This window comes from Microbacterium hominis NBRC 15708 (assembly GCF_001592125.1).
Taxonomy (GTDB): Bacteria; Actinomycetota; Actinomycetes; order Actinomycetales; family Microbacteriaceae; genus Microbacterium; species Microbacterium hominis.
In genome coordinates this window covers 138,439-158,955 of the sequence record NZ_BCWI01000006.1, presented here as the reverse complement: position 1 = coordinate 158,955, position 20,517 = coordinate 138,439, and the positions used below count along the sequence as shown (strand labels likewise).

At 72.6% G+C, this 20,517-nt stretch carries 17 protein-coding genes; 3 read left to right on the top strand and 14 right to left on the bottom strand.

Annotated features, from left to right (window positions below):
• Window positions 1-11 precede the first annotated feature (11 nt).
• The 8 genes from MHO01S_RS07235 to MHO01S_RS07200 all read right to left on the bottom strand — a co-directional run bounded on the left by MHO01S_RS07235 (window position 12) and on the right by MHO01S_RS07200 (window position 9,625).
• The gene (locus tag MHO01S_RS07235; protein WP_060960919.1) at window positions 12-1,703 is read right to left on the bottom strand and encodes an LpqB family beta-propeller domain-containing protein; all 1,692 of its coding nucleotides are present in this window, start codon (window positions 1,701-1,703) and stop codon (window positions 12-14) included.
• A complete protein-coding gene (gene mtrB, locus MHO01S_RS07230; protein ID WP_060960920.1) occupies window positions 1,700-3,370 on the bottom strand; it encodes an MtrAB system histidine kinase MtrB in 1,671 nt (556 codons plus the stop codon). Before mtrB ends, MHO01S_RS07235 begins: the two co-directional genes overlap by 4 nt.
• 10 nt (window positions 3,371-3,380) lie before the next feature.
• The gene (mtrA, locus tag MHO01S_RS07225) at window positions 3,381-4,061 is read right to left on the bottom strand and encodes an MtrAB system response regulator MtrA (protein ID WP_061782068.1); all 681 of its coding nucleotides are present in this window, start codon (window positions 4,059-4,061) and stop codon (window positions 3,381-3,383) included.
• Between the two features lie 164 nt (window positions 4,062-4,225).
• Window positions 4,226-4,870: an MIP/aquaporin family protein gene (locus MHO01S_RS07220; RefSeq protein ID WP_060960922.1), complete on the bottom strand. Its 645-nt coding sequence runs from the start codon at window positions 4,868-4,870 to the stop codon at window positions 4,226-4,228.
• Window positions 4,871-5,020: 150 nt separating this feature from the next.
• Window positions 5,021-7,294, bottom strand: coding sequence for a catalase/peroxidase HPI (gene katG, locus MHO01S_RS07215; RefSeq protein ID WP_060960923.1), 2,274 nt, complete (start codon window positions 7,292-7,294; stop codon window positions 5,021-5,023).
• Window positions 7,291-7,761 carry a Fur family transcriptional regulator gene (locus MHO01S_RS07210; RefSeq protein ID WP_060960924.1) on the bottom strand — a complete coding sequence of 157 codons (471 nt, stop codon included), beginning with the start codon at window positions 7,759-7,761 and terminating at the stop codon, window positions 7,291-7,293. Before MHO01S_RS07210 ends, katG begins: the two co-directional genes overlap by 4 nt.
• Before the next feature lie 135 nt (window positions 7,762-7,896).
• Complete coding sequence (gene ahcY / locus MHO01S_RS07205) at window positions 7,897-9,378, bottom strand: adenosylhomocysteinase (RefSeq protein WP_060960925.1); 1,482 nt, start codon at window positions 9,376-9,378, stop codon at window positions 7,897-7,899.
• Window positions 9,379-9,418: 40 nt separating this feature from the next.
• Entirely contained in the window at window positions 9,419-9,625 is a 207-nt protein-coding gene (locus MHO01S_RS07200) for a DUF3499 family protein (RefSeq protein ID WP_005048283.1), read from the bottom strand.
• A 101-nt stretch (window positions 9,626-9,726) separates the two neighbouring features.
• Between MHO01S_RS07200 and MHO01S_RS07195 the strand changes: the two genes are divergently transcribed.
• A complete protein-coding gene (locus tag MHO01S_RS07195; RefSeq protein ID WP_061782067.1) occupies window positions 9,727-10,161 on the top strand; it encodes a metallopeptidase family protein in 435 nt (144 codons plus the stop codon).
• A 30-nt stretch (window positions 10,162-10,191) separates the two neighbouring features.
• On the opposite strand, the gene MHO01S_RS07190 is transcribed toward MHO01S_RS07195, so the two are convergent.
• The 4 genes from MHO01S_RS07190 to manA form a co-directional block, all read right to left on the bottom strand.
• Window positions 10,192-11,637 carry a DUF5719 family protein gene (locus tag MHO01S_RS07190; protein WP_061782066.1) on the bottom strand — a complete coding sequence of 482 codons (1,446 nt, stop codon included), beginning with the start codon at window positions 11,635-11,637 and terminating at the stop codon, window positions 10,192-10,194.
• Window positions 11,634-14,468, bottom strand: a complete 2,835-nt coding sequence (locus MHO01S_RS07185) for a glycosyltransferase (protein ID WP_061782065.1) — start codon at window positions 14,466-14,468, stop codon at window positions 11,634-11,636. Before MHO01S_RS07185 ends, MHO01S_RS07190 begins: the two co-directional genes overlap by 4 nt.
• A gap of 66 nt (window positions 14,469-14,534) precedes the next feature.
• Window positions 14,535-14,852, bottom strand: coding sequence for a WhiB family transcriptional regulator (locus MHO01S_RS07180; protein WP_082734289.1), 318 nt, complete (start codon window positions 14,850-14,852; stop codon window positions 14,535-14,537).
• Window positions 14,853-15,008: 156 nt separating this feature from the next.
• Window positions 15,009-16,172, bottom strand: a complete 1,164-nt coding sequence (gene manA / locus MHO01S_RS07175; RefSeq protein WP_061782064.1) for a mannose-6-phosphate isomerase, class I — start codon at window positions 16,170-16,172, stop codon at window positions 15,009-15,011.
• 42 nt (window positions 16,173-16,214) lie between these two features.
• Between manA and MHO01S_RS07170 the strand changes: the two genes are divergently transcribed.
• Window positions 16,215-17,618, top strand: a complete 1,404-nt coding sequence (locus MHO01S_RS07170) for an O-antigen ligase family protein (RefSeq protein ID WP_060960929.1) — start codon at window positions 16,215-16,217, stop codon at window positions 17,616-17,618.
• Window positions 17,615-18,943 carry an O-antigen ligase family protein gene (locus MHO01S_RS07165; RefSeq protein ID WP_061782063.1) on the top strand — a complete coding sequence of 443 codons (1,329 nt, stop codon included), beginning with the start codon at window positions 17,615-17,617 and terminating at the stop codon, window positions 18,941-18,943. Before MHO01S_RS07170 ends, MHO01S_RS07165 begins: the two co-directional genes overlap by 4 nt.
• 1 nt (window position 18,944) lies before the next feature.
• On the opposite strand, the gene MHO01S_RS07160 is transcribed toward MHO01S_RS07165, so the two are convergent.
• Window positions 18,945-19,685: an ABC transporter ATP-binding protein gene (locus MHO01S_RS07160; protein WP_060960931.1), complete on the bottom strand. Its 741-nt coding sequence runs from the start codon at window positions 19,683-19,685 to the stop codon at window positions 18,945-18,947.
• Window positions 19,685-20,479 carry an ABC transporter permease gene (locus tag MHO01S_RS07155; protein WP_060960932.1) on the bottom strand — a complete coding sequence of 265 codons (795 nt, stop codon included), beginning with the start codon at window positions 20,477-20,479 and terminating at the stop codon, window positions 19,685-19,687. The genes MHO01S_RS07160 and MHO01S_RS07155 overlap by 1 nt, the downstream gene beginning before the upstream one ends.
• Window positions 20,480-20,517 lie beyond the last annotated feature (38 nt).

Below are 20,517 nucleotides of genomic sequence, written 5' to 3'. Positions count from 1 at the left end.
CCGGCGCGGGATCAGCGGGGCGCGCCCTGCTGGATCGCGAGCACGCGGACGTCGCCGACCAGCTGCTGCCAGTTGGCGCCGCGCTGGGCGTACACCTCGCCGTCGGCATCCCGCACGCGCGCGCTGTCTTTCTGCCCGGCGACGGTCGTGGTGTCGCCCGGGGTGCGGCTCGCTGAGGCGAACCCGCCCACGGTGAGCGTCTCGAGGTACTGGTCCTCGCCGTCGCTCGTGAGCACCCCGAGCGTGCTGCCGTCGAGCCAGGTGAGGGCCGTCGCCGGTCCGGGCAGGGTGTCGAGCACCTTCTCGGGCGACTCGATCGAGGTCGGCACACCGTTGCGATCGCGCTGGATCCCCGCGCCCCAGATCGCGTAGCGGTCGCCGTCGCGGACCGCCGCGACCAGGCGCGTGCCGTCGCGGGACACGCGCTGCGCGAGGATCTGCGAGGCGCCCGACCACCCGCCGGCGACCGTGACGATCGTGCCGTCGGGGGCGTAGGCCCGCACGGCGCTCGGGGCGTCGGTGGGCACCGTCCAGATGTACCCCGACGGGTCGATCGAGGGCGCGATGAGGCCGGCGCGCTGGTCCAGCCGCTGGGTGGGCGCATCGGCGTGCACCGCGAGCACGGCGCCCGACACGTCGCGGACCGCGGCCGTCGTACGATCCGCATTGACCTCGATGTCGGTCGTCGCGATGTTGAGGATCGCGTCGGACAGCCCGGCGATCGGCGTCACCGTCGAGCCCGACGCGAATCCGAAGGCCGCCTCCGTGCGGACGACCGGGTTGGAGGCGACGGCGGTCGAGCGCACGTCGACCTTCTGCGCCATCAGCGCCTGCCCTCCCGGCAGGATCATGTCGACACCGCTGATACCGGCCGTGTCGAGACTCGCCTCGAGTTGCGTCTGCATGCGGTCCAGCGCCACCTGGTCGAGGTTCCGCGCGCCGTCCTGCAGCGTCACCTGCGCGACGTTCGACTGACGCGGCACCGAGGTCAGCTCCAGGCGGGCGCCTTCGGTGAAGGCGCTCACGACCGCACCGCGCAGCCAGGGCGCCGGTGAGCCGTCGACCAGTCCCTCCGCGATGTTCGTGGCGGCGTAGTAGCGGGGGAACCACCGCACGTCGGGGACCAGGTAGGTCCACGTGGGGTCGAAGTACATGAGCGAGTACGCGTCGAACACCGTCGCGAACCGCGTCTGGTCGAGGACGATGCCGTCCGGCGCCTGCGTGATGCGCCACTGGCCGTCCGTCTGCTGCGCCAGTTTGAACGACAGGGGGATGTCGCCGTCGTCGGATGCCGGGGTCAGCTCGCCCGTGGCATCCACCGTCGCCACCGGCGCGACGGTCAGCACGAACTCCGCGGCGCCCGTCTGCTGCAGCGTCCGCTGCCCGGCCGCGTACACGGTGACACCGGCCTGCGGCTTCCACGTGCCCTTGAAGCTCGGCGCGAGGAACTGCTGGGCCGTCTCCCAGTTGTTGCTGGGACCGGTGCCGGCGGCGATGAAGCCCTCGACGATCTGCTGGGGCGTCGCATCCTGCACGGGCCCCTTGGGGATGAACGCGAAGTCAGCGGAACCGTCGTCGTCGACGATGCGCACGCCCGGGTTGACCGGGCCCGAGGTCGGCAGGCCGGCGCACGCGACGAGCGCCGTCAAGAGCAGAGCGGCGAGGAGGGCGGCGACGCCGCCGCGCAGGCGGATACGCATCATGGGCGACTCCCCCGGTCGAACACGGTGATCGGCTGCGTGAGCCCGAGGTCGTCCAGCGAGACCCCGTCCTCGACGGGATCGACCGGGATCGGCGAGGCCCCGTCGAGCGGCTGGCCCTGACGCGGCAGCGTGAGCACGAAGTTCGTCCCGCGGCCGAGCTCGGACCAGACCGCCAGGCTGCCGCCGTGCAGCTTGGCGTCGCCGAGCGCGATCGACAGGCCGAGGCCCGTGCCGCCGATGGTGCGCTTGCGCGACGGGTCGGCGCGCCAGAACCGATCGAACACCCGCTCCGCATCGGCCGCGCTCATCCCGAGACCGTAGTCGCGCACGCCGATCGCCACGGCCCGCTGATTGCTGTCCACCGTCACGACGATGGGGCGTCCCTCGCCGTGCTCGATCGCGTTGCCGAGGAGGTTGCGGACGACGCGGCGTACCCGCCGCGGATCCATCTCGACGGGCGAGTACCCGCCGGGGGCGACCAGCCGCACGTCGGTGCCGTGCTGCTCCGCGAGCTGCTGCATCGATGCGATGACGTCCTCCGCGAGGTGGGCCAGGCTCGTGGGCTCGTACTCGAGCTGCACGGAGCCGGCGTCGTATCGGCTGATCTCCAGGAGGTCGGTCAGCAGCGTCTCGAAGCGCTGCACCTGCGCGTGCAACAGCTCGGCGGCGCGGGCGGTCGTCGGATCGAAGCTCTCCCGCTGGTCGTTGAGCATGTCGCTGGCCAGACGGATGGTCGTCAGCGGGGTGCGCAGCTCGTGGGAGACGTCGGAGACGAAGCGCTGCTGGACGAGGGACAGCTCCGCCAGCTCCTTGATCTGCGCCTCGATGCTGTCGGCCATCGCGTTGAAGGACCGGCCCAGCGTCGCGAACTCGTCCTCGCCGCGAACCGGCAGCCGTACGGCCAGGTCGCCGGCGGCGAGCGTGGCGCTCGTCTCCGCCGCCTCGGCGATCGGCACCGTCACGGAGCGCAGGACGAACCACGAGATGGCGGCGATGAGGACGACCAGTCCCGCGCCGACCAGCCAGAGCGTCACCTGCACGAACTGGAGGGTCTGCTGCTCGGGGGCGAAGTCGTACGCGAAGTAGAACTCGTAGGCTCCGACCTCGGGGAACACGAGCTGCTGGCCGATCACGACGCCGGGCACCGTGCTGCCGTCGGACTCGGCGAGCCCGACCGACTGCCACCAGCGCTTCTCGGCATCCCCCTGCACGGCGCTGCGCAGCCCCGGCGTGATGAGACCGACGTTGAGGCCGCCCTTCTGGAAGTCCTGGGGCGCGATCGTCGACGGGGCGTCCGAGATGCGGAAGGCGGCGATCATGTCGGTGCCGGCCTGTCGCGCGATCGAGTCGGTCACGTTGTTCCACAGGGACTGGAGCGCGGCGCCGTCCCCGTCGACCTGCGCGGCGTTGAGGGTCTGCTGCGTGGACTGCGTCGCCCGCTGCACCGACTCCTGCACCTGCTGGACGCGCGACTCGAAGAGGTCGTTCTGGATCGCGAGGGCCATCGCGACGAACGCGATCAGGATCGCGAACGCCGTGGCGCCGATCGTGATGACGAGCGTCCGGAACCGCAGCGAACGCGTCCAGGCGTAGGCCACGCGACGCGGCCAGGTGCGCCAGTCGCGCCACCCGGTCATCGTCGGCACGGTCGCCGTCTGCGGCGTCATCGTGGGCCGATCAGACCACCGCGCCGGCGCGGTAGCCGACCCCGCGCACCGTCATGACGATCCGCGGGTTGTCGGGGTCGATCTCGACCTTGGCGCGCAGACGCTGCACGTGCACGTTCACGAGGCGCGTGTCCGCCTTGTAGTGGTAGCCCCACACCTGCTCGAGGAGCATCTCGCGGGAGAACACCTGCTGCGGCTTGGAGGCCAGTGCCACCAGCAGCTCGAACTCGAGCGGGGTGAGCGCGATCACCTCGTTCCCCCGGCGCACCTCGTGCGCGGCCACGTCGACGACGACGTCGCCGATGCGCAGGTCGCCGCCCGCCGGCTCGGCGGCGGGGCGCAGCCGCGTGCGGATGCGTGCGACGAGCTCCTTCGGGTTGAACGGCTTGACGATGTAGTCGTCCGCGCCCGATTCGAGCCCGCGGACGACGTCGGCGGTGTCGGTGCGCGCGGTCAGCATGATGATCGGAACGCCCGACTCGGAGCGGATGCGCGTGCAGATCTCGATGCCGTCCATGCCGGGAAGCATGAGGTCGAGCAGCACGAGGTCGGGGCGCTCCTCGCGCCACACGTCGACGGCGACGGTGCCATCGGCGCAGAACAGCGGTTCGAAGCCCTCGGTGCGCAGCACGATGCCGATCATCTCGGCGAGCGCGACGTCGTCGTCGACAACGAGGATGCGGGAAGTCATATGGCCTGGTTCGTCCTTCGGGTGGGCCGGATGCCGCCGACGCGGCAGGGCGCAGGAACACAGTATCGGACGCTCCTGGGATGGCACCGAGTGCCGCGCAGACGATGACGGGTCCGGGACGCTGTCCCGGACCCGTCATCGTCGACGTCCCGCCGCGGCGACCGCTACTGCAGAGCGGGCAGCTTGTCGTCGCTGTTGAGGGCGCGGAACAGGAGCGCGGCCAACGCGCCGCCGACCAGCGGGGCCAGGAAGTACAGCCAGTAGGCGCCGATGTCGAAGATGCCCGTGATGGACAGCCCCAGCGCGACGGCCGGGTTGAAGCCGCCGCCGGAGATGCCTCCCACGGCCACGGCGCCGACGAAGACCGTCGAGCCGATCGCGAGACCGTAGAACGAGTTGTGGACGTTGGACTTGGTGGTCGCGACGTTGAGCACGACGTACACGAGCACGAAGGTCCAGAGCGCCTCGACGAGGAACGCGGGGCCGATCTCGATCTTGGCGGGCTCGTCCGCGACGGGCCAGAGTGCGAAGCTGACGGCCGCCGCGAGCGCTCCGGCCGCGAGCTGGGCCACGACGTACGAGACGAACCGCGTCAGGCTGATGGCGCCGCGCAGCCAGGCGCCGAGCGAGACCGCCGGGTTCAGGTGGGCGCCGGAGATGTGGCCGGTCGCGAACACCATGATCATGAGTGCGAAGCCGATGGCGAGGGGGGTCAGGGCGCTGCCGCTGTTGACGGCGCCGATGATGGCGAACACGAAGATGAACGTGCCGATGAACTCGGCGAGGGGGTTGCGCAACGAATCCTTCATGATGAGCTCCTGTGGTCATCGCCGGTCCCTTCCGGCTCAGCACGACCATAGTGCACTCCCAGCGCTTTCCCAGGCAGCCGCGCGAGAACTCCCTCCACGCCGAACCGGGCCCCCTCCGATCGGAGAGGGCCCGGCATGCGCGCAGCGCGGTCAGCGGTGCAGGTCGAACCGGTCCAGCTCGGTGACCTTGCCCCACGCGGCGGCGAAGTCGCGCACGAACTTCTCGGTGGCGTCGTCCGAGGCGTACACCTCGGCCAGCGCGCGCAGCTCGGAATTCGAGCTGAACAGCAGGTCGACGCGGGTGCCGACGCCGACCTTCTCGCCGCTGCCGTCCTTCGTCCCCGCGAACGCGTGGGCTCCGGGATCCAGCGGCTTCCAGGTCGTGCCGAGATCGAGCAGCGTGACGAAGTAGTCGTTCGTCAGCACGCCGACGCGGTCGGTGAACACGCCGTAGGGCGAGCCGTCCCAGTTGGCCCCGAGCACGCGCAGACCGCCGACGAGGACCGTCATCTCCGGCGCCGTGAGGGTGAGCAGGTTCGCCTTGTCGAGGAGGTGGTACTCGGCGGGCATCGCCGCCAGCGGACCCTGGTAGTTGCGGAACCCGTCGGCCGCGGGCTCCAGGTAGCCGAAGGACTCGACGTCGGTCTGCTCCTGCGACGCGTCGGTGCGCCCCGCGTGGAACGGGATCTCCACCTCCACGCCCGCGTCGGCGGCCGCCTTCTCGACCGCCGCGTTGCCCGCGATGACGATCAGATCGGCGAGGGAGACCTCGATGCCCGCCTGTGCGGCGTCGGCCGCGATGCCCCCGAGCACGCCCAGGACGCGGTGCAGCTGCGCGGGGTTGTTGACCTCCCAGTCCTTCTGCGGGGCGAGGCGGATGCGGGCGCCGTTGACGCCGCCGCGCTTGTCGCTGCCGCGGAAGGAGGATGCCGCGGCCCACGTCGTGGCGACCAGCTCGGACACCGTGAGGCCGGAGGCGAGCACCCGAGCTTTGAGGTCGGCGACCTGGTCGGCCCCGAGCGGGGCGCCGGTCGGCGCGGGGACGGGGTCCTGCCACAGCAGTTCCTCGCCGGGGACCTCGGCGCCCAGGTAGCGGGCGACCGGACCCATGTCGCGATGCGTCAGCTTGAACCAGGCGCGCGCGAACGCGTCGGCGAAGGCGTCCGGGTCGTCCTTGAACCTGCGCGAGATCTTGTCGTAGGCGGGGTCCACGCGCAGCGCGAGGTCGCTGGTGAGCATGCGGGGCTCGCGCTTGCCGTCGCTGTGGGCGAGCGGCACCATGTCGGCGCCGTGGCCGCCCGTCGGCCGCCACTGGTGCGCGCCGGCCGGGCTCTTCATGAGCTCCCACTCGTACGCGTAGAGGATGTGGAAGAACTCGTTGTCCCACCGGGTCGGGTGGTAGGTCCACGTCACCTCCAGGCCCGACGTGATCGTGTCGTCGCCGCGGCCGGTGGCGTGGTTGTTCTTCCACCCGAGGCCCTGCATCTCCAGCCCCGCGGCCTCGGGGTTGTCCTCGAGGTTGGCGTCGGGGGCGGCGCCGTGCGTCTTGCCGAAGGTGTGGCCGCCGGCGATGAGGGCCACGGTCTCCTCGTCGTCCATCGCCATCCGGGCGAACGTCTCGCGGATGTCGCGGGCCGAGGCGAGCGGGTCGGGGTTGCCGTTGGGCCCCTCGGGGTTGACGTAGATGAGGCCCATCTGCACGGCCGCGAGAGGCTTCTCGAGCTCGCGGTCGCCCGAGTAGCGCTCGTCGCCGAGCCACGTGGTCTCGGGGCCCCAGTACACGTCGTCGTCCGGCTCCCACACGTCGGTGCGTCCGCCGGCGTAGCCGAAGGTGCGGAAGCCCATCGACTCCAGCGCGACGTTGCCGGCCAGGATCATGAGGTCGGCCCAGGAGATCGACTGCCCGTACTTCTTCTTGACGGGCCAGAGCAGGCGCCGGGCCTTGTCGAGGTTGACGTTGTCGGGCCAGCTGTTCAGCGGAGCGAAGCGCTGCTGTCCCGCTCCCGCGCCGCCGCGGCCGTCCGTCACGCGGTAGGTGCCGGCGGAGTGCCAGGCCATGCGGATCATGAGGGGCCCGTAGTGGCCGAAGTCGGCGGGCCACCAGTCCTGGCTCGTGGTGAGGAGCTCCGCGATGTCCGCCTTGACGGCGGCGAGGTCGAGCGACTCGAAGGCCGCCGCGTAGTCGAAGTCGTCATCCAGGGGGTTACGGACGCTCGGGTTCTTCGCGAGGATCTTGAGGTTGAGCTGGTTCGGCCACCACACCCGGTTCGCCGAGCCGCTGGTGGGATGCGGCTGCGCATGGATGACCGGGCAAGTCGCCGCCTCCTCCGCGCGCGCCTCGTCGGTGTCGCTGACGGTGAGGGACTGGTCGATCTCGGTCGCGTCAGCGCCGATACCGGCGGTGGTCGGGTCGTGGTCGGTCATGGTGTTCCTTCCGTTGGGGTGGGTCCGGCGGCGGCCGCGCACGAGGGGCAGAGCCCCCAGTACGTGACCTCCGCCGTGGTGAGGGTGAAGCCGTGCGCGTCGGACGGTTGCAGACAGGGCGCGGCGCCGATGGCGCAGTCCACATCGACGACCGTGCCGCAGGAGGTGCACACGAGATGGTGGTGGTTGTCGCGCACCCGAAGCTCGAACAGCATGGGGCGCCCCGCGGGCTCGATGCGGCGGACCAGCCCGGCGTCGACGAAGTCGCCCAGCGCGTTGTACACGGACTGGCGGCTCGTCCGCGGCATCCGCTGGACGATTCGCAGGAAGACGTCGTCGGCGCTCGCGTGCGGCATGTCGCGCAGGGCGTCGTAGACGGCCGTCCGCGACTCGGTGACCTTGAGTCCGGCCGCCCGCAGCGCGGCCGGGGCCGCCGCCTCGCCGTGCGGGGTGTCGATATCGGTCATGTCTCCACCCTACCCAATTTTGACAGAGTCAAAATTACTCACGGGTGATCCATAGGCCGTCGCGGCCGCGCTCCGAACGCCGCAACGCCGCCCCCGCTGGCGGGGACGGCGTTGCGAAGACGCGGAGGGCGCGGCTCAGTAGCGGTAGTGCTCGAGCTTGTAGGGACCCTCGACGGGCACGCCGATGTAGGCGGCCTGCTCGGGGGTCAGCTCCGTGAGCTCCACGCCCAGGGCGGCCAGGTGCAGGCGCGCGACCTTCTCGTCGAGGATCTTCGGCAGCACGTACACGCCGACGGGGTACAGCTCGGGCTTCGTGTACAGCTCGATCTGGGCGAGCACCTGGTTGGTGAACGACGCGCTCATGACGAACGAGGGATGCCCGGTCGCGTTGCCGAGGTTCATCAGGCGCCCCTCGCTCATCACCAGGATGCTGCGGGGCGCGCCGTCGGCGGCCGCCGGCAGCCGGTACTCGTGCACCTGAGGCTTGATCTCGATCTTCTCGACGCCCGGCAGCGCCTCCAGACCGGCCATGTCGATCTCGTCGTCGAAGTGGCCGACGTTGCCGACGATCGCGAGGTGCTTCAGCTTCGTGAGGTGCTCGACGGTCACGACGCGGGTGTTGCCGGTGCCGGTGATGAGGATGTCGACGTCGCCGACGACGGACTCGAGCCGGGCGACCTGGAAGCCGTCCATCGCCGCCTGCAGCGCGCAGATCGGGTCGACCTCGCCGATGATGACGCGCGCGCCCTGACCCCGCAGGGCCTCGGCCGCGCCCTTGCCCACGTCGCCGTAGCCCACGACGAACGCGACCTTGCCGCCGATCAGCACGTCGGTGCCGCGGTTGAGCCCGTCGGGCAGCGAGTGACGGATGCCGTACTTGTTGTCGAACTTGCTCTTGGTGACCGAGTCGTTGACGTTGATGCCCGGGAACAGGAGCTTCCCGGCGGCGGCGAGCTCGTACAGGCGGTGCACGCCGGTCGTGGTCTCCTCGGTGACGCCGACGATCTGCGACGCCATGCGGGTGAAGCGCTGCGGGTCGCGGGCGAGACTGGCGCGCAGCGTGTCGAGCACGATGCGGTACTCGAGGGAGTCGTTCTCGGATGCCGCGGGCACCGCGCCGGCCGCCTCGAACTCGACGCCCTTGTGCACGAGGAGCGTCGCGTCGCCGCCGTCGTCCAGGATGAGGTTGGGGCCGTCGAAGCCCTCCGCCGACCAGTCGAAGATGCGGTCGGCCAGCTGCCAGTACTCCTCGAGCGTCTCGCCCTTGAACGCGAAGACGGGAACCCCAGCGGGCTCGTCCACGGTGCCCGTGGGGCCGACGGCGACCGCGGCGGCGGCCTCGTCCTGCGTGGAGAAGATGTTGCAGCTCGCCCAGCGCACCTGTGCTCCGAGCGCGACGAGCGTCTCGATGAGCACGGCGGTCTGCACGGTCATGTGCAGCGAGCCCGCGATGCGGGCGCCGGCGAGGGGCTGCGAGGGCCCGTACTCCTCGCGCAGTGCCATGAGCCCGGGCATCTCGTTCTCGGCGAGGCGGAGCTGGTGACGACCGGCCTCGGCGAGGCTCAGATCGGCGACGACGAAGTCGTGGAGGCGGGCGGGGGCGGCAGTGGTCGGCATCCGACCATTCTCGCATCCCACGCCCGGGGACGGCTGTGCGTCAGACCCGCAGCGTCTCGTGGCGCACGACGACCCAGCCCTTCGGCACGGACAGCCGATCGGTGTGGATCGCGCAGAGGTCGTGCGCGTGCGGGTCGGTCGCCGCGCCGAGGGGGCCGAGCGCCGCCATCTGGTCGCCGTAGTCGTAGGTCAGGGTCGTCACAGCCTCGCGGGCACAGCCCACCTTCGAGCACAGTCGGGTACGCATCGCCCTCACGGTACCCGTCCGCGGTGCTCCCCGAGCGGATGCCGCGCCGCCGCGGGGCGATCGGCCCGGCCGATCGGCGCACGCTGACCTAGACTCGGACCATGATGAGGCGGCGCGCGAGCAGTGCCCCGCGCGTGCGCGCCTCGCGCCACGGCCGCCACGGCCGCGAGGACCGCAGCCCCGTCGTCCGCCCGCCCCTGCCGGCGCAGGAGACCCGGGAGGAACGCTTCGACTTCACCGTGGGCACGGCGGCGGAGTTCCTGCGCAGCGCCTGGCCCGAGCTGCGCGACGTCGCCTTCGAGGTCGCGGCGATGCCTCCGGCGCCCGACGCCGACGGCATCCCGCGCTGGACGGTGTCGACGGGCGACCGGCGCATCGTGCTCTACCGGCTGCCGATCGAGCGTCTCGGGTCGCTGCACCGCGAGGACGACCTGCACCGGCGGATGGCGATCGAGAGCTGCGTCTTCCGTGCGGCCGCGGAGTACCTCGACCGCGATCCGTGGGACCTCGGCCCCGAGCGCTTCCGCTACTTCTGAGGGCGCCGCCGGCGGCGGCCCTCAGCGGGCTCAGCGGGGATACACCGTGACCGCCGACGCCGCCGCCGCGCTCGGCGCCACCGGATAGCCCGCGAGAGCCGACGCCCCCGCGTAGGTCACGCCCGCGCGCACGGCGCCCGTGCCGGGATCGACGCGGTAGACCTCTCCGGGGCGGACGGGGACCGTCACCGCCCCCGACGCCGGCACCGTCACATCCGTCGCCGTGCCCGCGCCGGCCGCCGCGGTCAGCACCACGGTCGTCGCCCGCCCGTCGGAGGAGGCGAGCGTCAGCGTGGGCTCCGGCGCGCCGGACCCGCCGGCGGCGACCGCGACGAGCGCGGGAGCCGAGATCTCCTCGGCCGCGACGAACCAGCCGAAGTCGCTCCCGGCGCCGAACCCCGAGGTCGCCCACACCGCGCCCGTGACCGGGGCCGTCGCGCTCACGCGCACGGCGTAGGTGCCGGTGGCGAGGCCGCCGAGGTCGAGCTTCAGCGGCACACCCGCCGTCAACGGCACCGTCTGCGCGGTGCCCACCTGCGTCGCGCCCTGGAAGACGGTCACCGTCGCCTGAGCGTCGCTGCCCGGCGAGAGGAGCCGCAGCGCGGTGGGCACGTTGCTCTCACCCGCGCCGCCCTGGGTCGTGACGACCGGGACGCCCGGGATGACGAGATCGGTGTCCGGCACGGCGGCGGCCCCCACCTGGTCGACGCCGCCGGCGACGAGCACGCGCGTGAGGCTCGCCTGCAGCGCGGCACGGACCGGCGCCTGGGACGAGGTGATCCGCAGGACGGGATTCTCCTCGCCGATGGCCAGCGAGGCGAGGGGGATGACGCGCTGCGTGCCGGCGGGAACCACGATGCCGTTGCCCGCCACGGGCACGGCGCCGCCGTCGGCGCCGTAGACGGTGACGGTGACCCGCGCCGCGACCGCGCCGGGGTTGGAGAGCACGACGAGATCCGACGCCCCCGTCGCGGCGGAGCCCGCGACGAGCCACGACTCCATCTCCGGTCGGGCGCACGCCGCGGCGGCGAACCCGCTGAGGTCCTCGGCGGCCGCCCGGGCAGCCGAGGCGGCCGCGATGTCGGTCGGCTCCCCGCCGACCGGGGCGGCGCGAAGCGTCGTCGGGCCGGTTCCCCCCGTGACATCGGGGGTGAGCAGCGTCGAGGTCGTCGCCGCGGCGGGCGTGCCCGCGGAGGCGGCGGCGGAGGTGACGGCGGCGGGCGCGGCATCCGTGAGCTGGGAGGCGATCGACGCGTCGCGCCCCGTGGCGAGGATCGGTCCCACGCACGTCGCGACGGAGGCGGATGCGGGGGTGTGCGCCGTGACCGAGACGGCCTCGCGCGCGAGGGTCGGCAGCGGCGTCACGACGAGGGCGACGGCCGCGGCGATCGCGACCGCGGCGACGGCGCCGCCGACGGCCAGCCGCACGCCGGCGATGCCGCGCGGACCGCGGGCCTGGGAGACTCCGTCGCTCACGCTGCCCCTCCTCGTTCGAGACCGACGGTGCGCGGGCGACGCCGGTTCAGGCGGAGCGAGCGCCGCGTCGGAAGCGCCAGCAGGAGCGCGACGACGATCACCCCGATCTGCAGGACGGCGACCTCCGCACCGGCGGCGGCGCCGGTCTGCTGCCGATCGACGACCGTGCCGGTGACGCGCCACAGCTTGCCGCGGCCCGTGTCGCCGACGATCTCGAGGTCGTCGCGCTGGTCCAGCGCCGTCTCCGCCCCGATGCGCACGGCCCGTGCGACATCGCTCTCGCCGTCACCGCCGCCGCTGAGCAGGACGAAGGCCACGCCGTGGGCGGCGAGGTCGGCCACGGCGCTCCCCGAGGGCGCGGCGAGCAGCTCGGCGGTCAGTCGCGCCGCCTCGGCGTCGCCGGCGTCGGGGCTCCGGCGCGCCGAGCGGAGCGTCGTCTGTCCGCCGAGGGCCGAGGTCTCGCCCCACACGACGTCGGTGACGACGGCGCCGTCGGATGCCGGTGTCAACACGAACGTCGCGTTGCCGAGCCCGGCGCGGCCCTCCGCCTCGACGTAGGCGGGCAGCGTGCTGCTCGGCCCGTCGGTGAGGGCGGAGGTCCCCCGGGGAAGCGCGGTGAGGGCGGGCACGGCGCTGACGGCGAGCGCGGCCATGGCCAGGACCGCCAGCGGCATCCGCACCCGGGCGGCGTCGGGGATCGCATCGACGGCGAGCGCCGCCGCGCCCAGCAGCGCCAGCCAGTACAGGCTCAACGCCGCCCCGGGCCACACGGCGATGCCCACGGACGCATCCGTGGTGACCTCGATGCCGATGACGGCCATCGCGGTCGCGAGGGCGCTGACGGCCACGACGAGCGCGACGGCCGCCGGCACGACCCGCGACAGGAGCGGTGCGGCGACGGCGAGACCCAGCAGCGGGACGACCAGCAGCAGCGCCCACGGTCCGATCCCGGCGACGAGCTGATCCCATCCCGCGCCGTCGGTCGTCGGGAATCCGAAGGCGATCGCGATGCGGCGCGCGAGGTCGACCTGCTCGCCGCTCGCGAGGGGGACGCCGGGGTCGGCCAGGAGCGCCCACGGGTCGCCCGTGTCGAGACGATGCCAGACCATCGGCGCCCAGACGGCCACCGCGGGCACGAGGAGCCAGATGACGCGGGCGATGCCGCGGCCTCGTCCGAGGCTCGCCGTGAGCACGATGGCCACGACCCACAGCAGCACGACGGCGGGGGCCAGCGAGGGCGCGCAGGCCAGGACGGCGACCGCGATGACCGACCCCATGCCGGCCGCGCTCCACGAGCGGTGCGCGACGGCGGCGGTCCACAGCAGCCACGGCAGCAGCAGGTGCGCGATCACGACGGTGGGTCGACCGGTGGCGAGCGCCCCCAGCAGGCTCGGCGCCAGCGCGTAGCCGACGGCGACGAGGGCGCGCGCGAGGGGGCGCTCCGTGACGCGGGTCGCCGCGAACCACGCCCCGAGCGCCGCCAGCGGCAGCGCCAGCACCCACACGACGACGAGGACGCGCGAGGGCGCCGCGGGCCACAGCGAGCCGAGCACGGCGATGACCGCACTGAACGGATCCGCCGGACCGCTGGTGTCCCAGCCGAGCGGACGCAGTCCCGACGCGGCATCCGCCCACAGCTGCGCGACCGTCGCCCGCAGCGGGACGAGCGCTCCCCCGCCGAGCACCGGCCACGCCAGCAGCGAGAGGAAGGCGAGCACGGAGACCAGCAGCGCGCCGAGCACGATCCAGGCCCCGCCGCCCGAGAAGAAGCGCAGTTCCCCGCGCGCGGCACCGTCCACCACGTCGTCGTCGAGGCGTTGGCGCAGTTCGGCGCGGGTGATCCGCAGCGGCGCGAGCTGCGCCCACGAGACGCTGCGCCCGGCCCGGATGCCGCGTCGCGCCCGGGCGACCGCACCCGGGCGGGCCATCACCGTGACGGTGGCCCCCCACTCGGGGCCGATGAGCGCGGGGCGTTTGCCCAGCAGCAGCGCCACCGACCGCAGCAGGGCCAGCGGGAGGTACGACAGCCAGTGCAGCGGGACCGCGGCCGCCGGGGCGTAGGCGAGGCGGCGGTGCAGCTGTGCGGTGCGCTGGGCGTAGGCGCGGCGCACGCCCTCCGGCTCGAAGCGGTCGCCGAGCGCCGGCGGGTCGCTGCGGTCGGCGTCGGCGATGGCGACGATCGCCTGCGGTGCGAGCACGACGCGCCCGCCGCGCAGCCGGGCGCGGACGCCGAGGTCGAGGCCCTCGTCCGCGCCGGCGAGCGCGGTGTCGAGTCCGCCCAGCGCCCGCCAGGCGTCCGTGCGCACGAGGATGCCGCGGACGTCGGCGCCGAGGACGTCGTCGCCCGCGTCGTGCTGGCCCTGGTCGTGCTCGCCGTCGGCGAGCCCGACCGTGCGCCCCCCGTGGGTCAGGGAGACGCCGAGGGAGACGATGCGGTCGTTGTCGTCGGCGCGCACGAGCTTCGGGGCGGCGAAGGCGACCGACGGCGAGGTCTCGAGCGCCCCGAGAAGGCGCATGAGGGCGTCGGGCGCGGGGGTGGTGTCCTGGGCGAGGATCCACACCGCCTCGCCGTCGAGTCGGCGGCTGGCCAGATCGAGGGCGTCGGCGAAAGAGGTGCCGCGATCGGCCGTGATGACCCCTTCGGCGCCCGACTCCCCCGCGATGCGCTGCAGTTCACGGTCACCGGCGTGCACGCCGCAGAGCACGATCGTGAGCGTGTCCACGGGGCGCGACTGCGCCGCGAGCGCGGACAGGACGCGTTCGAGGCGGATGTCGGTGGCCACGCGCGCATCGGGGCGCACGACCAGCAGTGCGTGAACTCGGGCGGGCATGACGTCGTCAGCCTAGGCGCGGACGGCTCGGGCCCGCGCACGTCGCCCGCGAGTCTCGGGAACTCGTCAGGCGCGGCGCTTGAGCTTGCGGCGCTCGCGCTCGCTCAGCCCACCCCAGATACCGAAGCGCTCATCGTTCTGCAGGGCGTACTCGAGGCACTCCCCGCGCACGTCGCACGAGGTGCAGATGCGTTTGGCGTCTCGCGTCGAGCCGCCCTTCTCCGGGAAGAACGCCTCGGGATCGGTCTGGGCGCACAGGGCGTCGGCCTGCCAGGCGAGGGCGGTGTCCTCGCCGGTCGCCGCGGCCCGGCGCACGCCCGGCACGCCGAGATTGACCGGGTCGACGAACCAGTTGTCGGGGACGCCGGAGCGGTAACCCGTCATATCGTTCTCCCCACGTTTTCCCGATGCGCCGATGCGCGTGTTGGGAATAATTACACCCTTGTCATTCGCCGTGGTCAAGTCGCAGATCGTAAACCCTCAATGAGGGATTGAACCTTCATCTCGACGCATCGGCGTGTCGCGCGCGATGTCGCGGGCTCACGCCCCCGGCTGAGCGAGGAAGATCTCACCGGATCCGGCGACGGCGATGACCCCTTCGTCGGCGACGTGCACGGCGGCCCCGGGGCGGAGGGCGACCTCATGGCCGGATGCCGAGACGACGACCTCGCCCCGCGTGCACAGCGCGATCGCGGGGCCACGCAGCGTCAGGCGTGCGTCGGCGCCGGGGGCGACGCTCACGCAGGACAGGGCGAAGTCGTCGACCGGTGTGTCGTAGTCGACCACGCCGTCGCCGACGGCGCGGGGGTGCACGACGGGGGCGGGTCCGGGGGTGACGTCCACGACGCGCATCAGTTCGGGCACGTCGACGTGCTTAGGGGTCAGACCGCCGCGCATGACGTTGTCGCTCGCGGCCATCAGCTCGACGCCGAGACCCGACTGGTAGGCGTGCAGGACGCCGGCGGGCGCGAACAGCCCCTCCCCGCGCCGCAGCGTGACGAGGTTCATGAGGAGGGCGACGATCAGACCGGGATCTCCCGGGAAATCCGCGGCGGCCGCACGCAGCACAGCGATCTCGTCGGAGAACTCGGCGCTGTCGGCACGGCCGAGGGCGGCGGTCAGGTCGGCGACGATCGCAGCATCCGCCTCGTCGAGGGCCCACGCGAGCGTGCCCCGCAGCGCGGACCGGGCGTCGACGCCGGTGTCGGCGTCGCCGAGCCGTTCGCGGATCTCGGCGACGGCGCCGCTCGCCGAAGGCGCGTCCAGGGCGTCCAGCAGCCGTCGGGTCTCGGCGAGCGGACGCAGTCCCACGAGGGCGCGGAAGCGCTCGCTCAGCGCGACGATGATCTCGGGCTTGTGGTTGTCGTCGCGGTACAGACGCTCCGGTGCGTCGCGCGGGACGCCGGCGCCCTCCTCCCGCGCGAAGCCCTCCCGCGCCTGGTCCCGCGTGGGGTGCGCCTGGATCGACAGCGAGGATGCCGCGGCCAGCAGTTTCAGCAGGAACGGCAACGGCGGGCGCCCGGCCTCGGAGAGGGCGACGTCGAGCGTGCGTCCGTCCGGCGTCCGCGACGGGCAGCCGGGGTGGTCGCCGTACCAGATCTCGGCCTCCGGAGCCCCCGTCGGCGGACGCCCCTCCAGTCCCGCGATCAGCGTCGTGGAGCCCCAGGAGTAGTCGCGCGGCTCGTTGGAGATCGGCGTCAGCATGCCCCCAGCCTAGAACCGCCGCCGCGATAGCCTGATCACACCATGGCCGTCTTCACCACGCACCCCGTCGCCGCGCCGCCGACCGCGCCGGTGCGCGCGACGACGGCCCATCTGCTGCTGCGGGGCTGGTGCATTTTCGTGATCGCCGCGGCGCTCGCGGGCACGTCGTGGCTGATGCTGCTCGGGGCGCCCGGCGCGGCGGTCGTGGCGATCGCGACCGGAGTGGTCTCCGCGGTGCTGTGGGCCCTGCTCCGCCCGCCCGTGCAGTGGCGCCGGCTCCCGTGGTTCGCGATGGGCTACGTCATCTGGGCGATCGCCTCGCTCCTGTGGAGCGCGCATCCGACCACGACGGCCGTCACCCTGCTGCTCCTGCTGATCACGACGCTGCAGGCGATGTTCGTCGGCGCCGTGCTCACCTGGCGCGAACTCGTCCGCGCGATCGCGTCGGCCCTGAAATGGGTGCTGGGGCTGTCGATCGTGTTCGAGCTCTGGGTCTCGCTCGTCTGGGGCGGCCCGATCCTGCCGCAGTTCGTGCGGCCCGACGGGCCGGTCGCCGATCCGATCGTCTACTGGTCGCGCGACAACCTCTTCGACGGGGGCCGCATCCAGGGCGTCTTCGGCAACGCCAACCCCCTCGCCTACGTCGCCCTGCTCGGCATGATCGTGTTCGCGATCCGCTTCGCCACGCGCGCCCCCCGGCGCTCGCTGCTCGTCGCCTGGTTCGCCCTCGCGGCCTACCTGTTCGTGCGCGCGGGATCGGCGACCGCCTGGCTCGCCGCCGGCGCGGTCGTGGTGGTCCTGCTCACCGTGCTCGCGATGCGCACCACCCGCCGCGCCGGCGAGCGCACACGCTACTACCTCGTCTACGCCGTCGTGGCCGTCGGCGGACTGGTCGCGCTCTGGCTCGGCCGCGAACGGGTGTTCTCGGTGCTGGGCCGCTCGTCCGACCTGACCGGCCGGGAGGGCATCTGGTCGATCGTCGGGGCGAAGGCCGTCGAGCGCCCCGTCGTGGGCTGGGGCTTCGCCACGCCCTGGCTGCCCGACGACCCCGCGTTCGACGGATGGATCGTCGACCACGGCCAGACCGTGATGCAGGCCCACAACATGTGGCTCGACGTGTTCTTCCAGCTCGGCGCCGTCGGGCTCGCCCTCATCGCCCTGACCTTCTTCGCCTACGTATGGCGGTCGTGGTTCTTCGCCGTCGACCGCCCGCGCTGGGATCTCGTCGCCGACCGCCCCTACTCCCCGGTCACTCTCCTGCCGACCCTCGTCGGCGCGGTGCTGCTGGTGCAGGGCCTGGCCGAGTCGGGGCCGCTCCTCGGCTGGGGCTGGCTGTTCGTCGTCATGCTCGCCTTCAAGATCAAACAGGCGCCGCTGCTCGGCCGAGGCGCCTCCGAGCAGCGACTGGTCGGCGAACAGGGCGAGCCGGAGCGGATGCCGCGATGACGCGCGCCGGGCGCGGCGACGGGTCGCTGCTCGGCGCCGGCAGCCCCCTGCAGCGCATGCTCGCCTCGGCGGATCTGGCGCGGGCGTACACGCTCGCCGCCGTCGCCACCCTGGTCGGTTCGCACCTGATCGCACGGCTCGCCGGCGTCGTCACCCTCCGCAGCATCATCGCCGGGCTGTGCGCCCTCGCGATCGGCATCCTCATCGCCCGTCGCGAGGAGCTGACGCCGCTGCGCCTGGTCCCCCTCACGCTGCTGCTGTGGGTCACCTGGGCGTTCGCGAGCGTCTTCTGGAGCACCGACCCGCTCGGCAGCCTCGCCCGCTGGCTCGCGATGGCGGCGATCGCGCTGATCGCGGTGACGATCGGCCACGTGCGCGACCCGCTCCAGACGGTCCGCGCGCTCGGCGACGTCCTGCGCGTCGCGCTCGGCCTGTCGCTCGGCCTCGAGATCCTCTCGGGGCTCCTGCTCGACATGCCGCTGCGTTTCCTCGGCATCCAGGGAAACATCGCCGCGCTCGGGCCGGTGCAGGGGATCTTCGGCACCCGCAACATGCTCGGCTTCGTGGCGGTCGTCGCGATGGTCACCTTCGCCGTGGAGCTGCGCACGCATTCGGTGCGCACCGGTGTCGGCGTCGGATCGCTCGCCCTCGCCGCCGCGCTCGGCATCCTCTCGGCCTCCCCCACGGTGCTCGTGCTGGCCGTCGCGGTCGGTGCGGCCACCGGGGCGCTCACGCTGGTGCGCACCGTGCCGCCCGCCCGGCGCGCCGCCGTGCAGTGGTCGCTGGCGATCGTCGTCGTGGTGGCCGCGCTCGTCGGATACGCGCAGCGCACGCGCCTGCTCGATGCCCTGGGAGCGACCGACGACCTCGACATGCGCACGCGCCTGTGGTCGCTCGCGGAGTTCTTCGTGCAGCTGCGTCCCGTGCTGGGGTGGGGCTGGTTCGGGCCGTGGGACCGCTCCGGCCAGCCGTTCCTGACCATCAATCAGCTGCTGGCCGAGCACCACTCCAGCGCCCTGAACGCCTACGTCGACGCGCTGGTGCAGCTCGGCTGGGTCGGCGGGCTGCTGCTGTGCCTGCTCGGCGGCGTGGCGCTCGTGAGATCGTGGAGCGTCGCCAGCCGGCGCCGGTCGATCATGCACGCCTGGACGCCGCTGATCGTGGTGACGCTGGCGGTCACGAGCATCTTCGAGTCCGTCGCGCTCGTCGGCTTCGGGTGGATGCTCCTGTGCCTGTGCGCCGTGCGCGCGGGACAGTCGCGGTCGTGGCGCGACCGGCTGCGCGTCGGCGCCGTGCCCACGTCGGGGCTGCCCGAGGGAGGGTAGCTCACCCCGCGTGGTCGGCGTTGTACGCGTCGAGGACGTCGCCGATCGCGGCATCCATCACGAGAACGCCGTTGTCGAGGTAGAGGCCGCGCGTGCAGAACCGACGCAGGTCCCGCTCGTTGTGGCTGACGAAGAAGAGCGTCCGCCCCTCGGCGAGGAGCTCGTCGATGCGGCGGTAGCACTTCTCCCGGAACGCCTTGTCGCCGACGGCGAGCACCTCGTCCACGAGGAGCGTGGGCTCGTCCAGCTGCGACACCACCGAGAATGCCAGCCGCACCTTCATGCCGTTCGAGAGGTGTTTGTAGGGCATGTCGACGAAGTCGCCGATCTCGGCGAAGGCGATGATGTCGTCGAAGCGGCGGGAGGTCTCCGCCTTCGACATGCCGTGCAGCCCGGCCATCAGCCGCACGTTCTCCCGCACGGTGAGATCGCCCACGAACCCGCCGGTGATCTCGATGAGCGGCGCCACTCCCCCCTCGACCCGGACGGACCCCTCGTCGGGGAGCAGGACCCCGGCGACGAGCTTGAGGAGCGTGGACTTGCCCTGACCGTTGCGGCCGACGACACCGATCGCCTCGCCGCGGCGAACGTCGAAGGACACGCCCCGCAGGGCCCAGAACTCGCCCGGCCGGCTGCGCCGCGCCGAGCCCGCGAAGAGGTCCTTCAGGCTGCGGCGACCGCGGCGGTTGCGGCGGAAGCGCACCCCCAGGCCGTCGACGCGGATCGCGATGTCCTCGCCCATCACAGCTCCTTCAGCACGGCGGGCTCCAGGCGCCGGAAGACGACGACGCCGAGGGCGAGGATGCCGAGGCTGACGACGGCCGCGACCAGCACGGCCGTGACGTCCGCCTCGCCGGGGAACAGGCCCACGCGGTACAGGGTGAAGATGCCCGACAGCGGGTTGAGCAGCGCCAGGTCGCGGAAGATCCCGGGAAGGTCGTTCACGCCGTAGATGATCGGCGAGGCGTAGAACAGGGCCCGCAGGATCAGCCGGGTCGTGCGCTCCAGGTCGCCCCAGAGGACGCACAGCGGCGCGACGAGCAGACCGAGCCCGACCAGCAGGATCGCCTGCAGCGCGACGGCCACCGGGAACAGGAGCAGCCCCCAGCCCACGGTCACCCCCGAGAAGACCGCGAACAGCACGAGCACGGGCAGCGAGAAGACGAACTCGACGCCCTTGCTGAGCACGATGCGGTTGACCCAGATCGAACGCGGGATCGCGGTCGAGCGCACGAGGCGCGCGTCCTTGTTGAAGGCGCGGGTGAGGTCGCCGACCGCCGCGTTGAACCACACCCACGGCAGCAGGCCCGACAGGAGGAACACGATGTAGGGCTGGGCGCCGATGTCTCCGCGTTGGAACACCTGGGTGAAGACGAACCAGTAGATCGCGCTCATCACGAGCGGATCCAGCACCGACCACAGGTAGCCGAGGGCACTCGTCGCGTAGCGCACGCGCAGGTCGCGCGCCGACAGCAGCCACAGCGAGTGCAGGTAACGCCGCGGAGAGCCGGCGGCGCCGACGACGGCGGTGGTCACGCGTCCGAGTCTAGGAGGTGAGCGTGCGCACGCGAGTG

Coding starts and splice junctions, on each gene's coding strand:
- MHO01S_RS07220 (WP_060960922.1), bottom strand. CDS start 4,870: ATGAAGGATTCGTTGCGCAACCCCCTCGCCGAGTTCATCGGCACGTTC.
- ahcY (WP_060960925.1), bottom strand. CDS start 9,378: ATGCCGACCACTGCCGCCCCCGCCCGCCTCCACGACTTCGTCGTCGCC.
- MHO01S_RS07165 (WP_061782063.1), top strand. CDS start 17,615: ATGACGCGCGCCGGGCGCGGCGACGGGTCGCTGCTCGGCGCCGGCAGC.
- MHO01S_RS07235 (WP_060960919.1), bottom strand. CDS start 1,703: ATGATGCGTATCCGCCTGCGCGGCGGCGTCGCCGCCCTCCTCGCCGCT.
- MHO01S_RS07195 (WP_061782067.1), top strand. CDS start 9,727: ATGATGAGGCGGCGCGCGAGCAGTGCCCCGCGCGTGCGCGCCTCGCGC.
- manA (WP_061782064.1), bottom strand. CDS start 16,172: ATGCTGACGCCGATCTCCAACGAGCCGCGCGACTACTCCTGGGGCTCC.
- MHO01S_RS07170 (WP_060960929.1), top strand. CDS start 16,215: ATGGCCGTCTTCACCACGCACCCCGTCGCCGCGCCGCCGACCGCGCCG.
- MHO01S_RS07160 (WP_060960931.1), bottom strand. CDS start 19,685: ATGGGCGAGGACATCGCGATCCGCGTCGACGGCCTGGGGGTGCGCTTC.
- MHO01S_RS07185 (WP_061782065.1), bottom strand. CDS start 14,468: ATGCCCGCCCGAGTTCACGCACTGCTGGTCGTGCGCCCCGATGCGCGC.
- mtrA (WP_061782068.1), bottom strand. CDS start 4,061: ATGACTTCCCGCATCCTCGTTGTCGACGACGACGTCGCGCTCGCCGAG.
- MHO01S_RS07200 (WP_005048283.1), bottom strand. CDS start 9,625: ATGCGTACCCGACTGTGCTCGAAGGTGGGCTGTGCCCGCGAGGCTGTG.
- mtrB (WP_060960920.1), bottom strand. CDS start 3,370: ATGACGCCGCAGACGGCGACCGTGCCGACGATGACCGGGTGGCGCGAC.
- MHO01S_RS07180 (WP_082734289.1), bottom strand. CDS start 14,852: ATGACGGGTTACCGCTCCGGCGTCCCCGACAACTGGTTCGTCGACCCG.
- katG (WP_060960923.1), bottom strand. CDS start 7,294: ATGACCGACCACGACCCGACCACCGCCGGTATCGGCGCTGACGCGACC.
- MHO01S_RS07210 (WP_060960924.1), bottom strand. CDS start 7,761: ATGACCGATATCGACACCCCGCACGGCGAGGCGGCGGCCCCGGCCGCG.